The organism is Thiobacter subterraneus, from assembly GCF_055379455.1.
In genome coordinates this window covers 405,680-429,672 of sequence record NZ_AP042402.1, presented here as the reverse complement: position 1 = coordinate 429,672, position 23,993 = coordinate 405,680, and the positions used below count along the sequence as shown (strand labels likewise).

Genomic DNA, 23,993 nt, shown 5'->3' with positions numbered 1-23,993 from the left:
TCAGCTCCACACCGCATCCAGCGCCGCCCGGAGGTTGTCCGCGACGGTGGCGGGTGCCGGCAGCTTCGCGGGGACTGGGTCGAGCGTGGTCGACAGCCCGCGATAGCCATTCGGGCCGCCATACATCTGGTCGAGCCGGTTCAGGTAGTCGGCAAGCCGCTGCATGGCCATGACGCGCAGGTCCTGCTTTGCGTCCTTCCAGGGCACCGCGTCGAGGAAGGCATTGGCCAGCGTGCGCGGCTGCGTGCTGCCCACCTCCAAAAGCAGGAGATCGGCCCAGGCATAGGGGGCGGTGCTGCCTTTTTTGGCACCGGGGCTTTGCTGGGTAATGCTCGTGATGAGCGCCTCGATCACACGCCGGGGAGTCGTGGCATCCTGGCTTTTCCACGCCTTGGCCTCACAGCCCGTCAGGTTGGCGACAAGCAGCGGTACGTCAATGGCCACATAGCCGTAAAAGAGACCCGCCCCGAGCTCGGTCTGGTTGGCATGCGCCGCTCCTGTTTCATCCTCGCGGTTGAGATCATCGACCACCGTGAAGTAATCCATCTCGGTGTTGGCGGCATGCACGGTGAAGGCGTGCGCGACGTGCACGGGGGCATCGACGCGGGCGAGCACGTCGGAGGTGACCATGCGGCCGAAGAGGGCGGCGGTGAGCCCGGCCGCGGCCTTGCTCATGGCTTTGATGTTTTCTTTTTCTTCCTTGGACTTGAGGCGCTCCGCGAGCGCCTTGGCAGGGTCTTCTTCGCGACTCGCCTCGACCAGCATCTGAGCCAAGTAATCCGCTTCGCGCAGGCCAAACAACACGGGTTGGTTAAGATCTCCATTTTCCTTGACGCCCCCCTCGATGACGGCCTTGGCGAGCGGCTCGATCAACGCGTTGGCCACTTCTTCCGGGACACCGGCGGCGGTAACTCTCGGCAGAACGGTGCGCGTGAAGAAGGAGCGGGTACGCTGCCCGTCAGGCAGATCGGGCAGTCGTGCCGTCATGTCCTCCCGCCAGTGGCGCTTGAGGCACTGGGACGACACCCGTAGACGGATGGTGTTGCCAAAGGGAATGCGCTTGGCAAGGTTCGCGTCGTCGCGGTTTAAGAGGCTTGCGGGATAGCTGGTGAGGGTATGGATTTGCAGGAACATGGTTTCACTCCTTGGTGTTGGATTCCTGGGACAGATGACGGTAGTACGTGGCGGCGATGCGGCGGTTGAGGCTGTCGCGCTTGGTGGCATCTTGGGTGAGCAGGAACTGGGCTGCCTCGCCCCAGTCGAAGGCTTCGCCCTTGGCGGCGAGAAAACGCACGGCGCTCATGAAGAGATCGACGCGCACATCCTCCGGGGCGGAAAGCAGCCGCTCCAGGCGGCCTTCGGCAAACTCGCTTTCGGCAAGGGCCCGTCCCCACGGGCGCCTGGGGTTGTGGCAGTCCCTGCCGCAGGTGGCGATTCCCCAGGCGAGGGCCATCCAGGCTTCGGTTTCCGCTTCGCGCGGCAGCTCATCGCCGAGGTGGCGCAGCCACAAACGGTAGAAGGCCAAGGGGATGCGTTGACCCGGCGCCCAGCGACGCAGGGCGGCGCGGTCGCCGCTTGGGTAGTGATCCTGTCCGATGACGCCAGTGAGGCGCCCGATGCGGGAGGCCAGGTCTGGCGCCTCGGCGGATGCGGTCAGCGTGGTACTCATGCGAGGGTCTCCTCCAGGATTTCAGGTGGTTGGGAAGGGGTCCGGGTGGGCAGGGGCAGGCCGCTCTTGCGCAGCATGCCAATAAAGGCGCGCTGGGCCTGGGTGATGGCGCGCCAGGTGCGGTTGGCGGGCAGCGGCAGGCGCTCGGTGGCTTCATCGAGCAGCTCCTGCGCCGCATTGACGAGCTGCTGCTGCCAGTCCGCTCGCACGGCGTCGTGTTCCTCCTCGGCGCCGCGCCAGAGGGTGGGGAAGTAGGATAATTCCCACCGTTTTACGAACCCGGTGTTTATAGATTCAATGAAAGGTTTGACTCTATCAAGGAAATGCTTGTGTTTTTTCATAGCCTGAAGCAATTCAGATAAATCCCTATCAAGACGCTTATCAGGTCCTAATAGCCGTTGGAACTCCCAGAAAAAGAGCATATTGAGAGAGTTTGATAACATTTGTTGTATTTTTTGGGCGTCCTTTAGCAGTTTCTCTGCAAGATGTCCTAGCGTCACGCGATGCTCTCTATGCAGTAACAAAGGACGAATCCTTGGCGGCACGGGCAGCTCGACATGAGAAAATCCACTGGTTTTGCAATTTCCCCCAGATATGAGGACGCTCCCAACCAGCCAAGCACAATCGTCGGTCGAGTCGGGTTCAAGTAAATTGGGTGTGTTTTCTATTTTCTGTTTGAAAAGGAGTCTGCACAGGATTTCTGGTGTGAAGCCTGGATGGCTTATGGTTATAGCTTTCCCATCGCTGGTGATTGGTATCCATGGATCGCCAACATCACCGCTATGTGGCGTTTTCGGGCCAATTTGCCGCTCAGCCGTAACCCCTTGCAGTGCAATGATTTTATCATCATGTAGTTGCAATCGAACCAGTAACGCTGCTTCGATAAACCAAGGCTCGAGATCCTTCAGATAAAATTGGTGCTCATTACAATTCCATGGCTTTATCCATGTCAAAACAATGCCGCGGTCTTTCAAGTTGAATCCAGCAGCCAATACCTTGTGGCGCAGTGATCTCAATTTTGTCGTTTCATCGATGAACCGCTTGGAAGGATGCAGGTCGCGTACCCATGCAACGATAGGGCGACTGCCGGAACCGCTATTCATCCTTGCAATGCCATTTAGTTTTCCTCCGCCTCCTCTGTAGGGAGTTACTGTCTGGCGTGTCACCAAGGCGTAAATCCACCCCTCTGGATTCTGGGAGGTCATCCTGGCTCGTTTGATATCATGATTTCTTGAAAGAAAAAGCACGTCGATTTCATCGGGAGAAATTGCCTCCGCTTTGTAATTTACCTCTTGGTTCTTCGGATGCTGCATAAACGCAGGTTTGGTGACATCCTCCACGACCAGATGCCAGGCGCTTGCCATCCCATCTGCCAAATCAAGTAAGCCGTCGCGCCAGTAGCTGGGGTCGGTGGGGAGTGTTTCAGTCGGCCGGCGCGCCTGGATGCTGGCGGCCAACTGGACCAGAAACACATGCCAGGGGTCGGCCTGATGGGCGCGCAGGCCCGTGTACCCCTCGACTTCGTTGGCCGAGAGCCCGGCGAGGAGCTCGGGCAGGTTCACGCGGCGCTCGCCTTGGGGCGTACGCACGCCGATGAGCGGGTCATTGAGCAGGTCGTGCATCGTCTTTCTCCAGTCCGAAGCGGGTATAGCGGAATGCTGTCTCACCGATTTGGAAACGAAAACCCCCCTCGACGACTTCGGGGCGCAGGGTTTCGGGAACTTCTTTCTCCTTAAGCCAGCGCGCCGGAATTGCCACGCGCCGAATCGTTGTGGCGAAAGGCGAGCGTATGGGGTTGTCGAAGGGAATCTCGTAGGTGGGGTCGCCCATCCGGGTGAGGATGCGCTCGCCTTTGTCGGGGTAATGCAGATCACCAAAGGGCTGATCGTCGAGCACCGAGCGCAGGGCCTGCACGATCTCGGCCCGCACGATGCCATCGATCTGGCCGCCGTGACGGCGCCAGGCGTCGGGCAGCGCCTCAAGGGCTTCCGGGTGGGTGGTGCGCTCGATGCGTTCCCGGGCCTGTCGGGGCAGATCAAGCACCGGGTTTTGCTTCAGACTTTCCCATGTGCACGCGAGCACCCGCCCGTCGGCATAGACGCTGCCCAACCCGGCGGGGGCGTGCAGCTCGCCCTCCTCATTGAGGAATTCCGCGAGATTTTTCGGCGGCACGCGCACCAGGGCCTTGGGTGTCGCGAACCCCGGCGGGCGCTCATCCCGCAGATGCCGGTGCAGCCGTCCAAGACGCTGGATCAACACGTCCATCGGCGCAAGATCGGTCACCAGCCAGTCGGCGTCGATATCGAGGCTTTGCTCGAGCGTCTGGGTGCCGATGAGCAGTCGCGCGCCGGCTGGCGAGCCCTTGCCCAGTCGTGCTGTGACCGCAGCATCGAGCCGCTCCCGGTCTTCGCGGGCAAAGCGGCCATGGTGCGGGCAGCGCACGCCGTCCAGTGAAAAGAGGGCGGGCAAAAGATGCGGATACCCCGCTTCCATGGCCGCCTCCACCCGCCGAAACAGGGTGTTGGCGCGCGCGACCGTGTTGCAGACCACGAGCACGCGGGCGCCTTCTTCCAGCGCCTGGATCAGCGTCGGCAAGAGTGCCTCGTCATCGGTCAGGTTGGAGGCAAGCTCAACCTCAATGCGACGTTCGCGGGCGTAGGGCTGTGGCCAGGCGGTCGCTCGCGCAGAAATCAGCGGATAAGGGCGCAGGATCGCATCATCCAGTTTGGCGGCCGGCCTTTCGAAGAAGGCAGCAGCCGCGGTTTCTCCCAGGGTGGCGGAAAGCAGCAAGGCCCAGCCGCCCCGCGCCAGATGGGCGCGCAGCAGGACCTGCAGCACCTCGCGCATGTAGGGGTCGGAGGCGTGCACTTCGTCCACCACCAGGAGGTGACGGTCCAGACACACCGAGCGCAGCAGGCTATGCTTGACTTGAAGAACCGAAAGCAACGCCTGGTCGATGGTGCCCACCGCGATGGGCGCGGCAAGAAACCGCTTGGGTCGCTCCGCCGACCACAGTCGTTCGCGCTGGCGATCCTGCGTGCTGTCATCCCAAAGCACGCCCTGCGGGTCGGTGAGCGCCGCGGGCACTGCCATGCCATCGGCTTTTACATAGCCCGGCGCAGCCAGAAGCACAGGGCGGGGGCGCGCATCGGGCTCAAAGGCTGCCTCGATGGCCCGTTGCACCCGTTCGTAGAGCTCGCGCGCGGCCACCCGGGTCGGCAGGGCGAAATACAACCCGTCCACCCGGCCCTCGGCGTACAGACGGAAAAACCAGGCGAGCGCCGCCTCCGTCTTGCCTGAGCCCGTGTCGGATTCGACGAGCAACAACCGGGCGGCCTCGCCAGGTTCGAGGGTATGCCCCAGGGCCTCTTGCAAGGCTGAGGGTTGAAAACCAAAGACTTGGGCGAAAGGCCTGGCGGTGCGTGGTTCGGGCGGGATGAGGCCGATGGCCTTCAAGGCCTGATGTGCGGCTTTGCGGGCAAAATCCACACGCGCTTGGCCGTGTGGCGTGTGATAGGGGAAAAACTGCGTGTCCGAGCCGATCCAGTCGGCCAGCATCACCAGACCGGCAAAGCGTTGCTGCAGGGCGGGGGTGGCGTCGATGGGCTCCACATTGGCTGCAAAGGCGCCCGGAAACGCTTCCCTTGCCGCCGCGGCCAGCGAATCGAGGGCGGCGAGCGGGTCATAGCCCTCGCTCGCTGCCCACCATTTCTTGGCGGTTCGCTCAACGCCCGATTTGCCGTAATCGTTTAAGGACACTGGCCGACCGTGGTGGGAGAGGCTGGCAAGCAGCATCCGGGTGGCCTGCTCTTCGGCCTCGAACCAGCCAACGATGTCGGTGATGAGTGCTTGCCAGCCGCGCGGCCACCGGTCTTGCAGCTCGAGCAGCAGAGCCACGCCTTCCATGATGTGTCCGGCTGTCTCTTTAGCCGACGGATCGGCCTTGGCCTGAAAACCGCGATTGCATTTGCCGAAATCGTGGAGAAAGGCGAGGATTGCCAGGCGGTCCCGCTGCGCCTCGGACACCGCCAGTCCTGCAGCCCCGTCGAGGCGCCCGCGCACCGACGGAATATCGATCAGTGCCCTGAAGACACTGGCCACGTCGGCGCAGTGATCCTCCAGGGAAAGCCGTTCTCCCCCGGAATTGCATTTTCCCCAGGCCGTCATCGCTCCTCCTCTCGAGTAAGCCGGGCAGCCGCGCGGCAGGCCCACCGCCGGCGATTATCCCATGGGGGTGGCTCAGGAAATGAGCCTGCGGCCGCAAGATGCCTCCGCGCCACTGCCGGCGGGCCGCCGTGTGAGCCCTGAAGCTGGCCGGAGGGGCAACCGAGCGCATCAGCCGGGCGGTTGAACCTAGAAACCTCAGTTGAACGCGCCCGAGGGCCGGACCAAACGGGTGGCTGGCGCGACCCGCCCGCAGGGCGCAGGACAGCGCGCAGCGCTGGTCCCGAGTGCAGCGAGGGATGGGCCGCAGGCCCACAAGCGACGACGCCGCAGGGCCGCCCCCTGCAAGGAGGCGCGACAAAGCCAGGCGCCCGTTTGGGCCGGCAAGCGGGTGTGTAGCGGGCCCACCTTCCGGGTGATCTTGCACGAAGGCAAAATCCTCAATGCGAGCATGACGTTACAAAGCCAATGGAGCGGTCAACTGAGGTTTCTAGGTTGAACGTAATGCGCCAGGATCGCTGCCGCTTCCTGGGCCACACGCTGCCGCAGTGATCGAGGGGCTTCCACCATCACGTGCCGTCCGTGGCGCAGGATGTCCATGATAAGTTCGCGCTCGTCGGCATAGGGCACTCTGAGGCGGTAGCCCCCATCGGGCAGACTTTCCCCCTGCTGATCCGGGTGCCAGCATTCATCCCGCACCCAGCGGGCACGCTCGGGCGTGAAGCGCAGCACGGCCGTGGCTTTGGGTCGACCGGCGAAGATCCCATAGGCGGAGGCCAAATGCGCATCGAGGACGGCATCTGCCACTTCACGTGCCGGCTGCTGCAAAGGACGGGTCCGCCGGATCGTGTCGAGTGCGAAGGTGCGCAGGGCCCGGCGCCAGTGGCACCAGGCATCCAGGTACCAGTTGTCGCGGTAATGCACCAGGCGCTGGGGCGAAAGCACACGGGTGTTGACTTCGTTGCGGACGCGGCTGAAGGCCTCGATTTCGAGGCGGCGGCGCTCGATGAGGGCGCGGGCGATTTCGGCGAAGCAGCGCGGCTCGACGCTCCGTTTGGCCATGGAAAGCAGCCGCACCCGACGCATGATTTGGGCCGCCGGCTGGCCACCCGTCTCCAGCAGGGCGGTCAGACGCGCCTGCAAGGGGGCGATGTGGGCGGCCAGTAGGCCTGGCTCGATGTCGGAAAGCAGCTTCTGCGCAGCGAGCAGCGCGTGAAGCTCGCTCGCGGAAAACCACAGACCGGGCAGCTCATATTTCGGTCCCTCGGGCGATGCGCCCCCGAAACGGTAGCCCCCTGCGTCCCGGTCCCAGACGATGGGCGCGTGAAGCCGCTCCCGAAGGTATTCGAGATCGCGTTTGAAGGTGGCGCGGGAGATCCCAAGCTCGCTGAGGAACACGTCTAGCGGCACCACCTGCCGTTCGTGCAACAGCTGGTCGATACGGTAGAAACGTTCGGTGCGGTCCATGGCCTCCACCCGGGCGGCTGGTGCGTGCAGTTGCTGAAAATTTACGTCTCTGGTGACGGAAAAACGCGATCCAAGTCAAGCACAATACCCGCGCGGGGCAGGAACCGGGCCGTCTACGGGCGCATCGTTATCAGGAAAGCCGTTCTCCGGGACCCGCCGATTCCGCCTCCAGCGCCCCGAGTGCCCAGGGTACTGGACGAATACAGGGGTTTGTTTTAAACCCCCGGCTCCGCTATAATCCGCCCTCCCCAGGCGCGTAGCTCAGCTGGTTAGAGCATCACCTTGACATGGTGGGGGTCGTTGGTTCGAGTCCAATCGCGCCTACCAGTTACCCCGCGAGAGTCAGGCCCTGCCTGGCTCTTGTTGTTTGAATAGCCGGAAACGCCCTTGCCGTCATGCCTACGATTCGCCTGCCCGATGGGTCCCAGCGCAGTTTCGATCATCCCGTGACCGTGGCCGAAGTGGCGGCCGCCATCGGGCCGGGGCTGGCACGCGCGGCCCTGGCAGGCCGGGTGAACGGCAGGCTGGTGGATACCTCCTATCGCATCGAAGACGATGCCGAGGTGGCCATCGTCACCGACCGGGACCCGGAAGGGCTGGAGGTGATCCGCCACTCCACCGCCCATCTGCTGGCCCAGGCGGTCAAGCAGCTGTTCCCGGAGGCCCAGGTCACCATCGGCCCGGTGGTGGAGGACGGCTTCTACTACGACTTCTCCTACAAGCGCCCCTTCACGCCGGAGGATCTGGCGGCCATCGAGAAGCGGATGCAGGAACTCGCCAAGCAGGATCTGCCGGTTTCCCGCATCGTGATGCCGCGCTCGGAGGCCATCCAGTACTTCAAGGATCTGGGGGAGCACTACAAGGCCCAGATCATCGAGTCCATCCCGGAAGGGGAGGAGATTTCCCTCTACCGCCAGGGCGACTTCACCGATCTCTGCCGCGGGCCCCACGTGCCCTCCACCGGCAAGCTCAAGGTGTTCAAGCTGATGAAGCTGGCGGGCGCCTACTGGCGCGGCGATTCTCGTAATGAAATGCTGCAGCGGGTGTATGGCACGGCGTGGGCGCGCAAGGAGGATCTCGATGCCTATCTGCACCGGCTGGAAGAGGCGGAAAAGCGCGACCACCGCAAGCTGGGCAGGCAGCTCGACCTGTTCCATCTCCAGGACGAGGCACCCGGCATGGTGTTCTGGCATCCCAAGGGCTGGATCATTTGGCAGGAGATCGAGCAGTACATCCGCGCCCAGTTGCGCGCCCACGGCTATCAGGAGGTGCGCACGCCCCAGGTGATGGACCGCGTGCTGTGGGAGAAATCCGGTCACTGGGAAAACTACCGGGACCACATGTTCACCACCCACTCGGAAAACCGGGACTATGCGGTGAAGCCCATGAACTGCCCGGGGCATATCCAGATTTTCAACCAGGGCATCAAGAGCTACCGCGACCTGCCCCTGCGGCTGGCGGAATTCGGGGCCTGCCACCGCAACGAGCCTTCCGGCGCGCTGCACGGGCTCATGCGCGTGCGCGGCTTCGTGCAGGACGATGCCCACATCTTCTGCACCGAGGAGCAGATCCAGGACGAGGTCTCGGCCTTCATCGACCTGCTGCTCAAGGTCTACAAGGACTTTGGCTTCGACGAGGTGCTGGTGAAGCTGTCCACGCGGCCGGAAAAGCGCGTGGGGTCGGACGAGACCTGGGACAAGGCCGAGGCGGCCCTGGAGGCGGCCCTCAGGGCCAAAGGGCTTGCCTATGAGCTGCAGCCGGGGGAGGGGGCCTTCTACGGGCCCAAGATCGAGTTCGCCCTCAAGGACTGCCTGGGACGGGTCTGGCAGTGCGGCACCATCCAGCTGGACTTCGCCCTGCCGGAGCGGCTGGGGGCCCACTACGTGGCCGAGGACAACAGCCGCCGTGTGCCGGTGATGCTGCACCGGGCCATCCTCGGCTCCCTGGAACGCTTCATCGGCATCCTCATCGAGCACCATGCCGGGGCCATGCCGGTGTGGCTGGCGCCGGTGCAGGTGGTGGTGATGAGCATCACGGATGCCCAGACCGGATACGTCGAGCGGGTGGCCGCGGAAATGCGTGCCGCGGGGCTACGCGTCGAAACGGACTTGAGAAACGAGAAAATAAGCTATAAAATTCGCGAACATAGTTTGCAAAAGCTGCCCTACCAGGTCATCTGCGGTGACAAGGAAGTGCAGGCAAACCAGGTGGCCGTGCGCACCCGCAGGGGCGAGGACCTGGGCCAGATGACGGTGCCGGCGTTCATCGAGCGTGTGCGCCGGGAGATCGCGGCCAAGGCTTGACGGCCGGATTCGGCGAGGAGCCCGCTGACCTCCGGGTCGGCGGGCTCCTCGCTTTAACTTGATTGGAGGTTTCTGCTATCGCTCAGGAAAAAGAGGCGCGTGTGAACGAAGAGATCACCGCGCCACAGATTCGCCTCATCGGAATGGACGGCGAGCAGTTGGGCATCGTCAGTCGCGAACAGGCGCTGGCGCTCGCCGAAGAAAACGACATCGACCTCGTGGAGATCGCGCCGACCGCTCAGCCGCCGGTGTGCCGGCTGATGGACTACGGCAAGTACAAGTACCGCGAAAGCAAGCGGCGGCACGAGGCGAAGCTGAAGCAGAAGCAGATCCAGGTCAAGGAAGTGAAGTTTCGTCCGGGCACGGACGAGGGAGATTATCAGGTCAAACTGCGCAACCTGATACGTTTCCTGCAGGAAGGCGACAAGACCAAAATCACGCTGCGCTTCCGGGGACGGGAAGTGACCCACCAGGAGCTGGGTTTGAGGCTCCTGAAAAGGGTCGAGGCTGATCTGGCGGAATACGGCCAGGTGGAGCAGTACCCGAAACTGGAAGGGCGGCAGATGGTGATGGTGGTGGCGCCCCTGAAAAAGCACAAGCCGGACAAGGCCGGTAAAAAGGAAGCGGCGCCCAAGGGGGGCTGACTTCTGCCTGCGGCTTGTTTTGATGAATCGGCCCCCCGCGCGAGCGGGCGTGGTCAGGGAAGCCGGGTGATCCCGTTTCCCCCGAATGCGGAGTAGCGAAAATGCCCAAGATGAAGACCAAGAGCGGCGCGGCCAAGCGTTTCAAGGCGCTGGGCAGCGGTGCCGTGAAGCGGACGCATGCCAACCTGCGTCACATCCTCACCAAGAAGACCACCAAGCGCAAGCGCAACCTGCGCGGCATGACGCTCGTGGATGCGAGCGATGCCCGCCGCATCCGTGCCATGATGCCCTACGTGTAAAGGAGACCGCACATGCCCCGCGTCAAACGTGGTGTGACGGCGCGTGCCCGTCACAAGAAGGTGCTGGAGCAGGCCAAGGGCTACCGCGGCCGCCGCAAGAACGTCTATCGCGTCGCCAAGCAGGCGGTGATGAAGGCCGGCCAGTATGCCTACCGTGACCGGCGTCAGCGCAAGCGCCAGTTCCGCGCCCTTTGGATTGCCCGCATCAACGCCGGTGCCCGCGAGTTCGGCCTGACCTACAGCCGCTTCATGAACGGCCTGAAGAAGGCTGCCATCGAGATCGACCGCAAGGTGCTGGCGGATCTGGCCGTGTTCGACAAACCCGCCTTCGCCCAGCTGGCGGAACGGGCCAAGGCCAGTCTCGCGGCGTAAGCCGCGCATCCATTCGCCTCCGGGCCTGGCGCCGGGCGTAACCGGCGCCGCCGCGAGCCCGGGGCGAGGGCGAAAAGGAGGCCGTGACGCCTCCTTTTCTGTTTCCGGGGAAGTCATGTCCATCGAAAACCTGGATGCCATCGTCGAGGAAGCCCTCGATACCCTTGCCCGCATCGACTCGGCCGCCGAGCTGGAGCAGGTCAAGGCGCGCTGGCTGGGCAAGACCGGCCGGCTCACCGAACTCATGAAGACCCTGGGCCGCCTGTCGCCCGAGGAGCGTCCCCGGGCCGGGGCGCGCATCAACGCGGCCAAGGCGCGCATCGAGGAGGCCCTCAGGGCCCGGCGCGAGGCCATTCGGGAGCAGGCGCTCATGGCCCAGCTCGCCGAAGAGGCGCTCGACGTGACCCTGCCGGGACGCGGGCGCGGCATGGGCAGCCTGCATCCGGTGACGCGGGTGCTGGCCCGCATCGAGGCGCTGTTCCGCTCCATCGGTTTCGAGGTCGCGGACGGCCCGGAGATCGAAACGGATTTCTACAACTTCACCGCGCTCAACATCCCGGAAAACCACCCGGCGCGGGCGATGCACGACACCTTCTACGTGGACGACGAGCACGTGCTGCGCACCCACACCTCGCCGGTGCAGGTCCACTACATGCAAAAGCATCGGCCGCCCATCAAGATCGTGGCGCCGGGGCGGGTTTACCGCGTGGATTCCGACGCCACGCATTCGCCCATGTTCCACCAGGTGGAGGGGCTCTGGGTGGACGAACAGGTGAGCTTCGCCAACCTGAAGGGCGTGGTGCAGGAGTTCCTGCAGCGCTTCTTCGAGCGCGACGATCTCGAGGTGCGTTTCCGGCCGTCGTTTTTTCCCTTTACCGAGCCCTCCGCCGAGATCGACATGAGCTGGAACGGCGGCTGGCTCGAGATCGGCGGCTGCGGCATGGTGCATCCCAATGTCCTGCGCCATGGCGACATCGACAGCGAGCGTTACCAGGGCTTTGCCTTCGGGCTGGGGGTGGAGCGGCTGGCCATGCTGCGCTACGGGGTGAACGATCTGCGCCTGTTCTTCGAGAACGACCTGCGCTTCCTCAAGCAATTCGCCTGACATGAAATTTTCCGAGAACTGGCTGCGCCACTTCGTCAATCCGCCGCTTTCCAGCGAGGAGCTGGCCCATGTGCTGACCATGGCCGGCCTGGAGGTGGAAGCGCTGGAACCCGCCGCGCCGCCCTTCACCGGCGTAGTGGTGGCGGAAGTGAAAGCCGTGCGCAGCCATCCCGATGCCGACCGGCTCAAACTGTGTGAAGTGGATGTGGGCGAGGGGGCGCCGCTCCAGATCGTGTGCGGGGCGCCCAATGTCGCACCGGGTCTGCGCGTGCCCTGCGCGCGGGTGGGGGCGGCGCTTCCGGGTATGACCATCCGGGCAGCCCGGGTGCGCGGCGTGGAATCCCTGGGCATGCTCTGTTCCGCCCGGGAGCTGGGGCTTGCCGAGGAAAGCGAGGGGTTGCTGGTCCTGCCGCCGGAAGCACCGGTGGGGGCGGACCTGCGCGCCTATCTGGAGCTCGACGACCGGGTGTTCACCCTCAAGCTCACGCCCAACCGGGCGGATTGCCTGAGTGTGGTGGGGGTGGCACGCGAGGTGGCGGCCATGACCGCCACGCCCCTGGCGTTGCCCCGGCCGGAACCCGTGGCGCCGGCCCATGGCGACACACTGGCGGTGACGGTGGCCGCAGCCGAGGCCTGCCCCCTTTACTGCGGCCGCCTCATCCGGGGCGTCAATCCCCGGGCACGCACGCCCGACTGGATGGTGCGCCGGCTCGAGCGAAGCGGCCTGCGGGCCATCCATCCGCTGGTGGACATCACCAACTACGTGCTTTTGGAACGCGGCCAGCCCATGCATGCCTTCGATTTCGCCCGGCTTACGGGCGGGCTGAGCGTGCGCTTCGCCGCGCCGGGCGAGCGTCTCGTGCTGCTCAACGGCGAAGACGTGCCCCTCGCGCCGGACATGCTGGTGATCGCCGATGCCGCGCGGCCCGTGGCCCTGGCGGGGATCATGGGCGGCGCCGAGACCGCGGTGGGCGAGGGCACGGTGGACGTGTTCCTGGAGGCCGCCTTCTTCGACCCCGCGGCCATCATGGGCCGGGCGCGGCGGCTGGGGCTGTCCACGGCTTCCGCCTACCGCTTCGAGCGCGGCGTGGACTTCGGCGCAACCCGCGCCTGCCTGGAATACGCCACGCGCCTGGTGCTGGACATTTGCGGCGGGGCACCGGGCCCCGTGACGGAAGTGCAGGGGCCGCTGCCGGCGCGGCGGCCCATCCGCCTGCGTCCGGAACGGGTGCGGCGTCTGCTGGGCATGGAGCTCGCGGACGCCTCCATGGTGTCCCTGCTAAAGCGGCTGGGACTGGTGCTGCAGGAAGAGGCCGAGGGCTTGCGGGTGATTCCGCCCAGTCACCGGTTCGATCTGGCCATCGAGGAAGACCTGATCGAGGAAATCGCGCGCCTGGCCGGCTACGACAACCTCCCCGCGCGGCGGCCGGTGACGCCTGCCGCCCTGCTGCCCGTGCCGGAGACCCGGCGCGGCGAGGACGCCGTGCGCGAGCATCTCGTGCTGCGGGACTACCACGAGGTGGTGACCTACAGCTTCGTGGATGCCCAGTGGGAGGCCGATCTCGGCCGCGGCGGCGCCGTGCCCCTCAAGAATCCCATCGCCGCGCAGATGGGCGTGATGCGCACCACCCTCTGGGGTGGGCTGCTCGACTGCCTGCGCTTCAACGTCAACCGGCGCCAGACGCGGGTGCGCCTGTTCGAGCTGGGCCGCACCTTCCACGCGGTGGCGGGCGGCTTCGAGCAGCCCCAGCGCGTGGGCGGCATTGCCTTCGGCCCGGCCGAGCCGGAACAATGGGGCGTGGCCAGCCGCCCGGTGGATTTCTTCGACGTCAAGGGCGACGTGGAAAGCCTGTTCGCGGCGGGCGCCGCGCTTGAATTCCGGCGGGGCGACCATCCGGCCCTGCATCCGGGACGTTGCGCCGAGATTCTTTACCAGGGCCAGTCCGTGGGCTGGCTGGGCAGCCTGCATCCCCGCTGGGTGCAGAAATACGAGCTGCCGTCGGCACCGGTGCTGTTCGAGCTGGCCCTGGCGCCGCTTTTGAGGCGACCCCTGCCCACTTACACCGAAGTGTCGAAATTCCCACCGGTCAGACGCGATCTTGCCGTGATCGTCGATGAAAACGTGGAAGCCGGCGCCATGCTGGCCGCCTGCCGCGCGGCTGCGCCGGAACAGGTGACGGAGATCGCGATTTTCGACCTCTATCAGGGCAAAGGTATTGATTCTGGAAAGAAAAGTCTTGCGTTCAGGGTTTTAATGCAGGATACTCGAAAGACCTTGACCGACCCGGAAGTGGACGCGGTCATTGCCCACCTGACCCAGGTCCTGGCCGACCGATTCGGGGCCAGACTGCGGCAGTAGGCGCGCATCGCGAGGGAGCCGTATGACACTAACAAAAGCCGAACTGGCCGACTTGATCTTCGAGAAGGTGGGGCTCAACAAGCGCGAGGCCAAGGACATGGTGGAATCCTTCTTCGAGGAGGTGCGCCTCGCCCTGGAGTCCGGCGAAAGTGTCAAGCTGTCGGGCTTCGGCAATTTCCAGCTGCGCGACAAGCCCCAGCGCCCCGGACGCAATCCCAAGACCGGGGCCGAGATTCCCATCACCGCCCGGCGGGTGGTCACCTTTCACGCCAGCCAGAAACTCAAGGCGCTGGTGGAGCAGGCCTACGCCCGCAAGCAGCGCGAGCAGGCCGCACCGGCGCAGCAGACCCAGGGCGAACCCCAGGTCCAGGTGGCGGGCGAGTAGGTTTGCCTGCGGCCTGACGCACCTGCCGTCATCCCCGTCTTCGCCCCTTCATGCAGAACACCAAGACCGACGCCCTGCCGCCCATTCCCGCCAAACGCTACTTCACCATCGGTGAGGTGAGCGAGCTGTGCGGCGTGAAGCCCCATGTGCTGCGCTACTGGGAACAGGAGTTCACCCAGCTCAAGCCGGTCAAGCGGCGCGGCAACCGCCGCTATTACCAGCATCACGAAGTGCTGCTGATCCGGCGCATCCGCGAGCTGCTCTACGAGCAGGGCTTCACCATCAGCGGCGCGCGCAACCGGCTCGAGGCCGGCCTGGTGGACGAGGGGGAGGCCGACAGGGGCGCAGCCCCCAAGGTGGATCTCGCCGCCCTGCGGCGCGAGATCCAGGAAGTCATCGAGCTGCTGCGCACCTGATGGCGGTGTCCGGCCGCCGGGGGCGCGCCGGGGGGTTTTGCATCGCCGCCTCCGCCGGGCATTCCCGTGGGCAGCGGGCGGCCGGTGGAGTTTCTCCGTTTGAACCTTTCCGCTATAATGCGGGCCTTCGGGGCGTAGCGCAGCCTGGTAGCGTACCTGCATGGGGTGCAGGTGGTCGGAGGTTCAAATCCTCTCGCCCCGACCAGACTTCCAATCACGGCCCCATCCGGGGCCATCCGTCTGGGGCCGGATTTCCATTTCGAGCATGCGCATCCTGCTAAGCAATGACGACGGATACTTCGCCCCAGGTCTTGCCGCTCTCGCCGAGGCACTGTCGGCGATAGCCGAAATCACCGTGGTGGCGCCCGAGCGTGATCGCAGCGGCGCCAGCAATTCCCTCACCCTCGACCGTCCCCTGAGTCTGCGCCGGTCGCACAACGGTTTCTACTACGTGAACGGCACGCCCACCGACTGTGTGCATCTCGCCGTCACGGGCATGCTCGCCGAACAGCCGGACATGGTGATCTCCGGCATCAATCACGGCGCCAACATGGGCGATGACACCATCTATTCCGGCACCGTTGCCGCTGCCACCGAGGGTTTCCTCCTGGGCATTCCGGCCATGGCGGTGTCCCTGGCCAGCGTCAGCCAGGGCAACTATCCGGCGGCCGCCCGCATTGCGCTGGAACTGGTGCAGCGGCTAAAGGTGCGGCCGCTTTCCCAGCCTTTCCTGCTCAACGTCAACGTGCCCGACCTGCCCTTCGAATCCATCCGGGGCCTGCAGGTCACGCGCCTGGGCAAGCGCCACAAGGCCGAGCCGGTGGTGAAGAGCCAGAGCCCGCGCGGTGAAACCGTGTACTGGGTGGGGGCTGCCGGCAGCGCCCAGGATGCCGGGCCGGGTACCGATTTCCACGCAGTGGCCAACGGCTTCGTCTCGGTCACGCCGCTGCAGATGGACCTCACCCATTTCGGCCAGCTGGATGCCGTGCGGGCCTGGCTCGACGGCTGACCTCCCGACACCATGGATCCCAAGCTCTCCGGCATCGGCATGACCTCCCAGCGCACGCGGGCGCGCATGGTGGAGCGCCTGCGCGCCCAGGGCATCGCCGACGAGGTGGTGCTGGCCGCCATGGGGGTGGTGCCGCGCCACATCTTCGTCGAGGAGGCACTGGCCAGTCGGGCCTATGAGGACGTGGCCCTGCCCATCGGCTTCGGACAGACCATTTCCCAACCCTACACCGTGGCGCGCATGACCGAGCTCGCGCGCAACGGCCGGGAACTCACGCGGGTGCTGGAGATCGGCACCGGGTGTGGCTACCAGGCGGCGATCCTGGCCAAGCTCGCGAAGGAAGTGTTGACCATCGAACGCATTGCGCCCCTCATCGCCCGGGCACGCAAGAACCTGCGGGCGTTGCGCCTCTACAACGTCAAGGTGAAATACGGCGATGGCAGCCTGGGGCTGCCGGAGCTCGCACCCTTCGACGCCATCGTCATGACCGCCGCGGCGACCCACATCCCCCAGCAGCTGCTCATGCAGCTCGCCGTGGGCGGACGACTGGTGATGCCCCTCGGGACGGACAGCCAGCGCCTCACCGTGGTGGAACGCACCGTGCACGGCTTCCAGCAGTCCGACCTGGAGGACGTCAAGTTCGTGCCCCTGCTGCCGGGCGTGGCGTGAGGCGATGAGCGGGAGTCCGGCAGCCATGTCCCCGAAACTGTGGCTGAGGGTGATCCTCCTTGGCATGCTGCTGGCAGGCTGCTCCGCGACGCCGACCCGCGCGCCGGTGGTGGAACGCCAGCCGGCGCAGGTCCAACCCCAGCCCCAGCCGAGGCCTGCCAGGGCCGTCCAGCGGGAGCCGGATACCCGACCTGCGACCTACACGGTGAAAAAGGGGGATACTCTCTACAGTCTCGCCCTGGATTTCGGCCTGGACTACCGGGAGCTAGCCGAGTGGAACGGCATCGGCGAGCCCTACCTCATCCGCGTCGGCCAGGTGCTGCGCCTGACGCCGCCGGGTGGCGAGGGGGCGCAGCCGCTGAAGGCGCCGGCGGTTCCCGAACCCAAGCCCCTGGCGGCGGCCCCCGTCCTCAAGACCGAACCCAAGGCGGTGCGCGAACCCTATTCCGAGCAGGCTCTGGCGCGACTGGAGAAACCGGCGCCCGCGAAGCCCGAGGCTGCCGGTGCCGCCAATGGCGCGGCACGCACGCCCCCGGAAAGATCCCCGGCTGAAAAACCCGCGGGCGAAAAGCCTGCAGCACCGGACAACGCTGCGGCGGAGGAGGACGACCCGGACCGGGTGGAATGGGCGTGGCCGGCCAACGGGAAGCTCCTTGCCGCCTTCGGCGAGGGGGGCAGCAAGGGACTGGACATCGGCGGCAGCCTGGGGCAGCCGGTGCTCGCCGCCGCCACGGGCAAGGTGGTCCATACGGGAACCACCTTGCGAGGCTATGGCAAACTCATCATCATTAAGCACAACAAGAGCTATTTCAGCGTGTACGCCCACAACAGCCAGATCCTGGTGAAGGAAGGCCAGAACGTGGTGCGTGGCCAGAAAATAGCCGAGATGGGGGACAGCGATGCCGATCGCGTCAAACTGCACTTCGAGATCCGGCGCCTCGGCAAGCCCGTGGACCCCTTGAAATACCTTCCCAACGACAGACCGCCCTGAGCCTGGAGCGCCGAAGATGCACGACAGCGACGCGTCGGAGAACGACCCCCTCGAAGGTGGCCTGGAAGGGGCCGACGAGGCGCGCGAGGCACGTTCCGAGGTGCCTGCGGAGGGCGAGGGTTTCCTCTCCGATCTCAATGCCGACGTCACCCAGCTCTATCTCAACGAGATCGGTCACAACGCCCTGCTCACCGCCCAGGAGGAACTGGAGCTCACCCGCCGGGTAGTCCAGGGCGATTTCGCCGCGCGCCAGCGCATGATCGAATGCAACCTGCGCTTGGTGGTCAACATCGCCAAGCACTACGTCAACCGCGGCCTGCCCCTGCTGGACCTGATCGAGGAAGGCAACCTCGGCCTGATCCATGCCCTGGAGAAGTTCGACCCCGAACGGGGTTTCCGCTTCTCCACCTATGCCACCTGGTGGATACGCCAAAACATCGAGCGCGCGATCATGAACCAGTCGCGCACCATCCGCCTGCCGGTGCACATCATCAAGGAACTCAATACCTATCTGCGCGCCCAGCGGCACCTGGAAGCCCACGGCAAGCCCGACCCCACCCCCGAGGACGTGGCCCATCTGCTGGGACGGGACGTGGAAGAGGTGCGTTACATCCTCAGCCTCAACGAACGCATGGCCTCCCTGGACGCGCCCCTGGACATCGATCCCAACCTGTCCATCGGCGAGGCCATACCCGACGAGCAGGGGGTCCTGCCGGAGACCTGGCTGCAGCAGGCGGAGGTGGAGCAACACGTCCACGAGTGGCTCAACCAGCTCACGGACAAGCAGCGCAGCGTGATCGAGCGCCGTTTCGGCCTCAACGGCCACGAGATCAGCACGCTGGAGGAAGTGGCCGAGGCCCACGGCATCACCCGGGAGCGGGTACGCCAGATCCAGATGGAAGCCCTCCAGGCCCTGCGCAAGATCCTGCGCCGCGCCGGTGTGTCCAAGGACGCGCTGCTCTGATGCTGGACTGGCAGCACATCGATACCGTCCTGCTGGACATGGACGGTACCCTCCTCGATCTCCACTACGACAATCATTTCTGGCTGGAGCACGTGCCCCGGCGCTATGCGGAGAAGCATGGCATGGCGCCGGCGGCGGCGCGCGACCACCTGCTTGCGCGTTACAACCGGGTGGCGGGTTCCATGCAGTGGTATTGCGTGGACTACTGGAGCCGCGAGCTCGAGTTGGACATCGCCCAGCTCAAGCGCGAGGTGGCGCACCTGATCGCCGTGCACCCGGACGTGGTGCCCTTTCTTGAGCGGGTGCGCTCGCTTGGCAAACGGGTGGTGCTGGTGACCAATGCCCACCATGCAAGCCTCACCCTGAAAATGGAACAGACGGGGCTTGCACCCTTGTTCGACCGCATCGTGTGCGCCCACGAGTTCGGGGTGCCCAAGGAGGAGGCGAGCTTCTGGCCGCACCTGCAGGCGCGCGAACCCTTCGCGCCGGAACGTACCCTGCTCATCGACGACAGCCTGCCCGTGCTGCGTTCGGCGCGGGCCTACGGCATCCGGCATCTGCTGGCCGTGGCCCAGCCCGATAGCCGCGCGCCCCGCAAGGAGGTGGCGGAATTCCCGGCGCTGGCCGGTTTTGCCGACATCACGCCGTGACTGGCATGGTGTGGACTCGCTAGAGCAGCAGGGCGGCGGCGACCCGCCGGCCTTCGCTGAGGAGGATGTTGTAGGTGCGGGCGGCGGCGAAGCTGTCCATCACCTCCAGGCCGATACCCTGGCGGGGCAGAGTCTGCACCAGACGGGGGGACGGGAAACACAGCCGGGGCCCGGTGCCCAGCAGCACGATGTCGGCGCCCAGTGACGCCAGGGAGAGGAAATCCTGTTCCGTGAGTTCCGCCACGCTGCGGGGCGCCCAGTCGCTGATCAGCCGGTCCGGCAAAACGATCAGGCTGCGCTCGTAGCGCTGGGCATTGATCTGGACGTAGCCTGCCCCATAGCCGGTGAAGGCGTTCTGCCCGGAGAATTGCGCAAGATGGAGTTTCATGACGGCATCGCCGCGTGGCCTGTTCCCCGGCGTCGTTGCGGGGCCGGGTGTGGTTCTGTAAGATTATAACTTTTTTGGCTTTTTGGCCATTTTGCGCACCATGGACGCGTTTCCCCGCATCAAGCGCCTGCCGCCCTATGTGTTCAACATCACGGGCGAACTGAAGGCGGCCGCGCGCAAGCGCGGCGAGGACATCATCGACTTCGGCATGGGCAATCCCGACCAGCCCACGCCACGCCACATCGTGGACAAGCTCATCGAGAGTGCCCAGCGCGGCGACACCCACCGCTACTCGGTGTCCAAGGGCATTCCCAGGCTGCGCCGCGCCATCAGCCACTGGTACCAGACCCGCTACGGGGTGGACATCCATCCGGACACGGAAGCCATCGTCACCATCGGCTCCAAGGAGGGTATTGCCCATCTGTGTCTCGCCACCCTGGACAAGGGCGACATCGTGATGGTGCCCAATCCCAGCTACCCCATCCACATCTACGGGCCGGTGATTGCCGGCGCCGACATCCAGTACATCCCCATGCGGCCCGGGCTGGATTTCTTCGAGGAGCTGGAGAAAGCGATCAAGACCTCCTACCCCAAGCCCAAGATGCTCATCCTCAATTTCCCGAGCAATCCCACCACCCAGTGCGTGGAACTGCCTTTTTTCGAAAAAGTGGTGGCCATGTGCCGGGAGCAGGGCATCTATGTGGTGCACGACATCGCCTATGCCGATATCGTGTTCGATGGCTACACGGCGCCGTCCATCATGCAGGTGCCGGGGGCCAAGGACATCGCGGTGGAGTTTTTCACCCTGTCCAAGAGCTACAACATGCCGGGCTGGCGCGTGGGCTTCATGGTGGGCAACAAGGACCTGGTTGCGGCGCTGGCGCGCATCAAGAGCTATCACGACTACGGCACCTTCACCCCCATCCAGGTGGCCAGCATCCTGGCGCTGGAAGGTCCCCAGGACTGCGTGCGCGAGATTTGCCAGATGTATCAGCGGCGGCGCGATGCCCTGTGCAGGGGACTGCATTCCATCGGCTGGCAGGTGGAGGTGCCCAAGGCCACCATGTTCGTGTGGGCGCCGATTCCGGAACCCTACCGGGCCATGGGCTCGCTGGAGTTCTCCAAAAAGGTGCTGGCGGAGGCCAAGGTCGCCGTCTCCCCGGGCATCGGCTTTGGTGAGTACGGCGACGACCACGTGCGCTTCTCCCTCATCGAAAACGAGGCGCGCACGCGCCAGGCCATCCGCGGGCTCAGGGAAATGTTCAAAAAAGACGGACTGCTGTAGAAGCATGCACGCGGAGGGTTCAGGGAACGCAGAGGTCTCCGCCCGGGCGGGCCCGAACCGTTCCGGTTGCCTTCGCCTCCTCGCCGTTCTTCGCTTTGTGGAAAGACTATGAAACCCATCAACGTAGGTTTGCTTGGACTGGGCACCGTCGGTGGCGGCACCCTCACCGTGCTGCGGCGCAATGCCCAGGAAATCACCCGCCGGGCGGGACGGGAGATCCGCGTGACCATGGCGGCGGTGCGCAACGTGGAGCGGGCGCGCCAGCAGTATGGCGCGGCGGATCTCGTCATCACGGACGATGCCCAGGCGGTCGTCAACCACCCGGAAATCGACATCGTGGTGGAGCTCATCGGCGGCACGGAGCCGGCACGCACCCTGGTGTTGCAGGCCATTGCCAACGGCAAACACGTGGTGACCGCCAACAAGGCCCTGATCGCCAAGCACGGCAACGAAATTTTCGCCGCGGCCCAGGCGCGGGGCATCATGGTGGCCTTCGAGGCGGCGGTGGGGGGCGGCATCCCCATCATCAAGGCCATCCGCGAAGGGCTCACTGCGAACCGCATCGAATGGGTGGCGGGCATCATCAACGGCACCACCAATTTCATCCTGTCCGAGATGCGCGACAAGGGGCTGCCCTTCGACGAAGTGCTGGCGGAGGCGCAGCGCCTGGGCTACGCGGAAGCGGATCCCACCTTCGACATCGAGGGCATCGATGCCGCCCACAAGCTGACCATCCTGGCCGCCATCGCCTTCGGCATTCCCATGCAGTTCGACAAGGCCTACACGGAAGGCATCTCCAGGCTCACCAAGGAGGACATCCGCTACGCCGAGGAGCTGGGCTACCGTATCAAGCTGCTGGGCATCACCAAGCGCACCGGGCAGGGCATCGAGCTGCGGGTGCATCCCACCCTGATTCCTGCGCGGCGGCTGATCGCCAATGTGGAGGGCGTGATGAACGCGGTGCTGGTGAAGGGGGATGCCGTGGGGGCCACGCTCTACTACGGCCGGGGGGCGGGCGCCGAACCCACTGCTTCGGCCGTGGTGGCGGACCTGGTGGACGTCACCCGCATGGCCACCGCCGATCCGGAAAACCGCGTGCCCCATCTCGCCTTCCAGCCGGATGCGCTGTCCGACGAACCCATCCTGCCCATGGGCGAGGTGCGCACGTCCTACTACCTGCGCATGCGGGCCTACGACCGGCCGGGGGTGCTGGCGGACATCACCCGCATCCTGGCCGACCTGGGTATCTCCATCGACGCCATGATCCAGAAGGAACCGGCGGAAGGGCAGGAGCAGGTGGACGTCATCATGCTCACCCACGAGACACTGGAAAAGCACGTGCTCGCCGCCATCGCCCGCATCGAGGGCCTGGCCAGCGTGAGCGGCCCGGTGGTGAAGCTGCGCCTCGAACATCTCGGCTGAGGATCGCCCATGCACTATGTCTCCACCCGCGGCCATGCCGAGCCGCAGCGTTTTCTGCAGATTCTCCTCGGAGGGCTGGCGCCGGATGGCGGGCTGTACGTGCCGGAACGCTATCCCACGGTCAGCCGTGACGAGCTGGCGGGCTGGCGGGGCTTGAGCTACGCCGGGCTGGCGTTCGAGCTGCTGGCCCGTTTCGCGCCCGACATTCCGGCGGATGAGCTGAGAGCCCTGGTGGAGCGCACCTATACGCCTGAAGTGTTCTGCCACACCCGGCCGGGGGAGAACGCCGCCGACATCACGCCGGTGCGCACCCTGGAACCGGGGTTGCACATCCTCGCCCTGTCCAATGGGCCCACCCTGGCCTTCAAGGACATGGCCATGCAGCTTTTGGGTCAGCTGTTCGAATATGCCCTGGCCCGCACGGGAGACCAGCTCAACATCCTGGGCGCCACCTCGGGTGATACCGGCTCGGCGGCGGAATATGCCATGCGGGGCAAGCGTGGCATCCGGGTGTTCATGCTCTCGCCCCACGGGGCCATGAGTCCCTTCCAGCGGGCGCAGATGTATTCCCTGCAGGATCCCAACATCCACAACCTGGCGGTGCGCGGTTCCTTCGATGCCTGCCAGGACATCGTCAAGGCCGTCTCCAACGATCTCGAATTTAAGGCGCGCTATCACATCGGCGCGGTCAATTCCATCAACTGGGGACGCATCGCGGCCCAGGTGGTCTATTACTTCAAGGCCTATCTCGCGGTGGCGGACACGGTCGGCCAGGAAGTCTCCTTCGCCGTGCCCTCCGGCAATTTCGGCAACGTCTGCGCGGGCCACATCGCGCGCATGATGGGCCTGCCCATCCGCCGGCTGATCGTCGCCACCAACGAAAACGACGTGCTGGACGAATTCTTCAAGACCGGCCGCTACGCCCCGCGGGCCCATACCGTGCGCACTTCCAGCCCTTCCATGGACATTTCCAAGGCCTCCAACTTCGAGCGCATGATCTTCGACGCGGTGGACCGGGATGCGGCGCGCATCCGCGAGCTGTGGGCCCGCGTGGACCGGGGCGAGGGCATCACCCTGTCGGCGGCGGAGTTCGCGCGGGTGCGTGGGTTCGGCTTCGTGTCCGGCCGCAGCACCCATGCCAACCGGATCGCCACCATCCGCAGGGTGTTCGAGCAATACGGCCAGATGATCGATCCCCACACCGCGGACGGCGTGAAGGTCGGGCTGGAATACCGGGAGCCCGGGGTGCCGCTGGTCTGTCTGGAGACCGCGCTGCCGGCCAAGTTCGAGGAGACCATCCGCGAGGCGCTGGGCCGCGCCCCCGAGCGCCCCGCGGATCTGGCGGACCTGGAGCAGCGGCCGCAGCGGGTGGAAGTGGTGGATGCGGACGTGGAGACGGTGAAGCGCTACATCGCCGCCCACGCCTGACGGG

At 65.2% G+C, this 23,993-nt stretch carries 21 protein-coding genes, 2 tRNA genes and 1 pseudogene; 18 read left to right on the top strand and 6 right to left on the bottom strand.

Annotated elements, in window-relative coordinates; genetic code table 11:
• The 5 genes from cas7e to ACZ42P_RS02280 form a co-directional block, all read right to left on the bottom strand.
• Entirely contained in the window at nt 1-1,134 is a 1,134-nt protein-coding gene (cas7e, locus tag ACZ42P_RS02300) for a type I-E CRISPR-associated protein Cas7/Cse4/CasC (RefSeq protein ID WP_464898490.1), read from the bottom strand.
• A 4-nt stretch (nt 1,135-1,138) separates the two neighbouring features.
• Nucleotides 1,139-1,669, bottom strand: coding sequence for a type I-E CRISPR-associated protein Cse2/CasB (gene casB / locus ACZ42P_RS02295; RefSeq protein ID WP_464898489.1), 531 nt, complete (start codon nt 1,667-1,669; stop codon nt 1,139-1,141).
• Nucleotides 1,666-3,291: a type I-E CRISPR-associated protein Cse1/CasA gene (locus tag ACZ42P_RS02290; RefSeq protein ID WP_464898488.1), complete on the bottom strand. Its 1,626-nt coding sequence runs from the start codon at nt 3,289-3,291 to the stop codon at nt 1,666-1,668. The genes casB and ACZ42P_RS02290 overlap by 4 nt, the downstream gene beginning before the upstream one ends.
• Complete coding sequence (gene cas3 / locus ACZ42P_RS02285) at nt 3,272-5,836, bottom strand: CRISPR-associated helicase Cas3' (RefSeq protein WP_464898487.1); 2,565 nt, start codon at nt 5,834-5,836, stop codon at nt 3,272-3,274. The genes ACZ42P_RS02290 and cas3 overlap by 20 nt, the downstream gene beginning before the upstream one ends.
• 474 nt (nt 5,837-6,310) lie before the next feature.
• Nucleotides 6,311-7,300: a helix-turn-helix transcriptional regulator gene (locus ACZ42P_RS02280; protein WP_464898486.1), complete on the bottom strand. Its 990-nt coding sequence runs from the start codon at nt 7,298-7,300 to the stop codon at nt 6,311-6,313.
• 250 nt (nt 7,301-7,550) lie between these two features.
• On the opposite strand from ACZ42P_RS02280, the gene ACZ42P_RS02275 reads away from it, so the two are divergent.
• From ACZ42P_RS02275 to yrfG, 15 genes and pseudogenes are all read left to right on the top strand, one after another.
• Nucleotides 7,551-7,627, top strand: a tRNA-Val gene (locus ACZ42P_RS02275).
• 68 nt (nt 7,628-7,695) lie between these two features.
• Nucleotides 7,696-9,603: a threonine--tRNA ligase gene (gene thrS, locus ACZ42P_RS02270; RefSeq protein WP_464898485.1), complete on the top strand. Its 1,908-nt coding sequence runs from the start codon at nt 7,696-7,698 to the stop codon at nt 9,601-9,603.
• Between the two features lie 62 nt (nt 9,604-9,665).
• A complete protein-coding gene (infC, locus tag ACZ42P_RS02265; RefSeq protein WP_464898484.1) occupies nt 9,666-10,247 on the top strand; it encodes a translation initiation factor IF-3 in 582 nt (193 codons plus the stop codon).
• A gap of 101 nt (nt 10,248-10,348) precedes the next feature.
• On the top strand, nt 10,349-10,546 hold the full coding sequence (rpmI, locus tag ACZ42P_RS02260; RefSeq protein ID WP_347306343.1) for a 50S ribosomal protein L35: 198 nt from the start codon (nt 10,349-10,351) through the stop codon (nt 10,544-10,546).
• 12 nt (nt 10,547-10,558) lie between these two features.
• The gene (rplT, locus tag ACZ42P_RS02255; RefSeq protein WP_464898483.1) at nt 10,559-10,918 is read left to right on the top strand and encodes a 50S ribosomal protein L20; all 360 of its coding nucleotides are present in this window, start codon (nt 10,559-10,561) and stop codon (nt 10,916-10,918) included.
• A 115-nt stretch (nt 10,919-11,033) separates the two neighbouring features.
• A complete protein-coding gene (gene pheS, locus ACZ42P_RS02250) occupies nt 11,034-12,023 on the top strand; it encodes a phenylalanine--tRNA ligase subunit alpha (protein WP_464898482.1) in 990 nt (329 codons plus the stop codon).
• 1 nt (nt 12,024) lies between these two features.
• Nucleotides 12,025-14,382, top strand: coding sequence for a phenylalanine--tRNA ligase subunit beta (pheT, locus tag ACZ42P_RS02245; protein WP_464898481.1), 2,358 nt, complete (start codon nt 12,025-12,027; stop codon nt 14,380-14,382).
• Between the two features lie 22 nt (nt 14,383-14,404).
• Nucleotides 14,405-14,767 carry an integration host factor subunit alpha gene (locus ACZ42P_RS02240; RefSeq protein WP_464898480.1) on the top strand — a complete coding sequence of 121 codons (363 nt, stop codon included), beginning with the start codon at nt 14,405-14,407 and terminating at the stop codon, nt 14,765-14,767.
• Between the two features lie 50 nt (nt 14,768-14,817).
• A complete protein-coding gene (locus ACZ42P_RS02235; RefSeq protein ID WP_464898479.1) occupies nt 14,818-15,183 on the top strand; it encodes a MerR family transcriptional regulator in 366 nt (121 codons plus the stop codon).
• Nucleotides 15,184-15,311: 128 nt separating this feature from the next.
• Nucleotides 15,312-15,388, top strand: a tRNA-Pro gene (locus tag ACZ42P_RS02230).
• A 60-nt stretch (nt 15,389-15,448) separates the two neighbouring features.
• The gene (surE, locus tag ACZ42P_RS02225; protein WP_464898478.1) at nt 15,449-16,192 is read left to right on the top strand and encodes a 5'/3'-nucleotidase SurE; all 744 of its coding nucleotides are present in this window, start codon (nt 15,449-15,451) and stop codon (nt 16,190-16,192) included.
• A gap of 27 nt (nt 16,193-16,219) precedes the next feature.
• Nucleotides 16,220-16,861: pseudogene (locus tag ACZ42P_RS02220) on the top strand (protein-L-isoaspartate(D-aspartate) O-methyltransferase); the annotation flags it as partial.
• A gap of 25 nt (nt 16,862-16,886) precedes the next feature.
• A complete protein-coding gene (locus tag ACZ42P_RS02215) occupies nt 16,887-17,852 on the top strand; it encodes a peptidoglycan DD-metalloendopeptidase family protein (RefSeq protein WP_464898477.1) in 966 nt (321 codons plus the stop codon).
• A gap of 16 nt (nt 17,853-17,868) precedes the next feature.
• A complete protein-coding gene (gene rpoS / locus ACZ42P_RS02210; protein ID WP_464898476.1) occupies nt 17,869-18,816 on the top strand; it encodes an RNA polymerase sigma factor RpoS in 948 nt (315 codons plus the stop codon).
• Nucleotides 18,816-19,466: a GMP/IMP nucleotidase gene (gene yrfG, locus ACZ42P_RS02205; RefSeq protein ID WP_464898475.1), complete on the top strand. Its 651-nt coding sequence runs from the start codon at nt 18,816-18,818 to the stop codon at nt 19,464-19,466. The genes rpoS and yrfG overlap by 1 nt, the downstream gene beginning before the upstream one ends.
• A 19-nt stretch (nt 19,467-19,485) precedes the next feature.
• Here the strand turns inward: yrfG and ACZ42P_RS02200 are convergent, their stop codons facing one another.
• Nucleotides 19,486-19,854 carry an Mth938-like domain-containing protein gene (locus ACZ42P_RS02200; protein ID WP_464898474.1) on the bottom strand — a complete coding sequence of 123 codons (369 nt, stop codon included), beginning with the start codon at nt 19,852-19,854 and terminating at the stop codon, nt 19,486-19,488.
• Nucleotides 19,855-19,954: 100 nt separating this feature from the next.
• On the opposite strand from ACZ42P_RS02200, the gene alaC reads away from it, so the two are divergent.
• From alaC to thrC, 3 genes are all read left to right on the top strand, one after another.
• Nucleotides 19,955-21,139: an alanine transaminase gene (alaC, locus tag ACZ42P_RS02195; protein ID WP_464898473.1), complete on the top strand. Its 1,185-nt coding sequence runs from the start codon at nt 19,955-19,957 to the stop codon at nt 21,137-21,139.
• A 108-nt stretch (nt 21,140-21,247) separates the two neighbouring features.
• A complete protein-coding gene (locus tag ACZ42P_RS02190; RefSeq protein WP_464898472.1) occupies nt 21,248-22,561 on the top strand; it encodes a homoserine dehydrogenase in 1,314 nt (437 codons plus the stop codon).
• Nucleotides 22,562-22,570: 9 nt separating this feature from the next.
• Entirely contained in the window at nt 22,571-23,989 is a 1,419-nt protein-coding gene (thrC, locus tag ACZ42P_RS02185) for a threonine synthase (protein WP_464898471.1), read from the top strand.
• Nucleotides 23,990-23,993 lie beyond the last annotated feature (4 nt).

Bases quoted from the DNA above. Each gene is read 5' to 3' on its own strand.
- rpoS (WP_464898476.1), top strand. From the start codon at position 17,869: ATGCACGACAGCGACGCGTCGGAGAACGACCCCCTCGAAGGTGGCCTG.
- ACZ42P_RS02235 (WP_464898479.1), top strand. From the start codon at position 14,818: ATGCAGAACACCAAGACCGACGCCCTGCCGCCCATTCCCGCCAAACGC.
- surE (WP_464898478.1), top strand. From the start codon at position 15,449: ATGCGCATCCTGCTAAGCAATGACGACGGATACTTCGCCCCAGGTCTT.
- alaC (WP_464898473.1), top strand. From the start codon at position 19,955: ATGGACGCGTTTCCCCGCATCAAGCGCCTGCCGCCCTATGTGTTCAAC.
- rplT (WP_464898483.1), top strand. From the start codon at position 10,559: ATGCCCCGCGTCAAACGTGGTGTGACGGCGCGTGCCCGTCACAAGAAG.
- ACZ42P_RS02290 (WP_464898488.1), bottom strand. From the start codon at position 3,291: ATGCACGACCTGCTCAATGACCCGCTCATCGGCGTGCGTACGCCCCAA.
- ACZ42P_RS02190 (WP_464898472.1), top strand. From the start codon at position 21,248: ATGAAACCCATCAACGTAGGTTTGCTTGGACTGGGCACCGTCGGTGGC.
- ACZ42P_RS02280 (WP_464898486.1), bottom strand. From the start codon at position 7,300: ATGGACCGCACCGAACGTTTCTACCGTATCGACCAGCTGTTGCACGAA.
- thrS (WP_464898485.1), top strand. From the start codon at position 7,696: ATGCCTACGATTCGCCTGCCCGATGGGTCCCAGCGCAGTTTCGATCAT.
- pheT (WP_464898481.1), top strand. From the start codon at position 12,025: ATGAAATTTTCCGAGAACTGGCTGCGCCACTTCGTCAATCCGCCGCTT.
- thrC (WP_464898471.1), top strand. From the start codon at position 22,571: ATGCACTATGTCTCCACCCGCGGCCATGCCGAGCCGCAGCGTTTTCTG.
- ACZ42P_RS02215 (WP_464898477.1), top strand. From the start codon at position 16,887: ATGTCCCCGAAACTGTGGCTGAGGGTGATCCTCCTTGGCATGCTGCTG.
- rpmI (WP_347306343.1), top strand. From the start codon at position 10,349: ATGCCCAAGATGAAGACCAAGAGCGGCGCGGCCAAGCGTTTCAAGGCG.
- ACZ42P_RS02200 (WP_464898474.1), bottom strand. From the start codon at position 19,854: ATGAAACTCCATCTTGCGCAATTCTCCGGGCAGAACGCCTTCACCGGC.
- cas3 (WP_464898487.1), bottom strand. From the start codon at position 5,836: ATGACGGCCTGGGGAAAATGCAATTCCGGGGGAGAACGGCTTTCCCTG.
- cas7e (WP_464898490.1), bottom strand. From the start codon at position 1,134: ATGTTCCTGCAAATCCATACCCTCACCAGCTATCCCGCAAGCCTCTTA.
- ACZ42P_RS02240 (WP_464898480.1), top strand. From the start codon at position 14,405: ATGACACTAACAAAAGCCGAACTGGCCGACTTGATCTTCGAGAAGGTG.
- pheS (WP_464898482.1), top strand. From the start codon at position 11,034: ATGTCCATCGAAAACCTGGATGCCATCGTCGAGGAAGCCCTCGATACC.
- casB (WP_464898489.1), bottom strand. From the start codon at position 1,669: ATGAGTACCACGCTGACCGCATCCGCCGAGGCGCCAGACCTGGCCTCC.
- yrfG (WP_464898475.1), top strand. From the start codon at position 18,816: ATGCTGGACTGGCAGCACATCGATACCGTCCTGCTGGACATGGACGGT.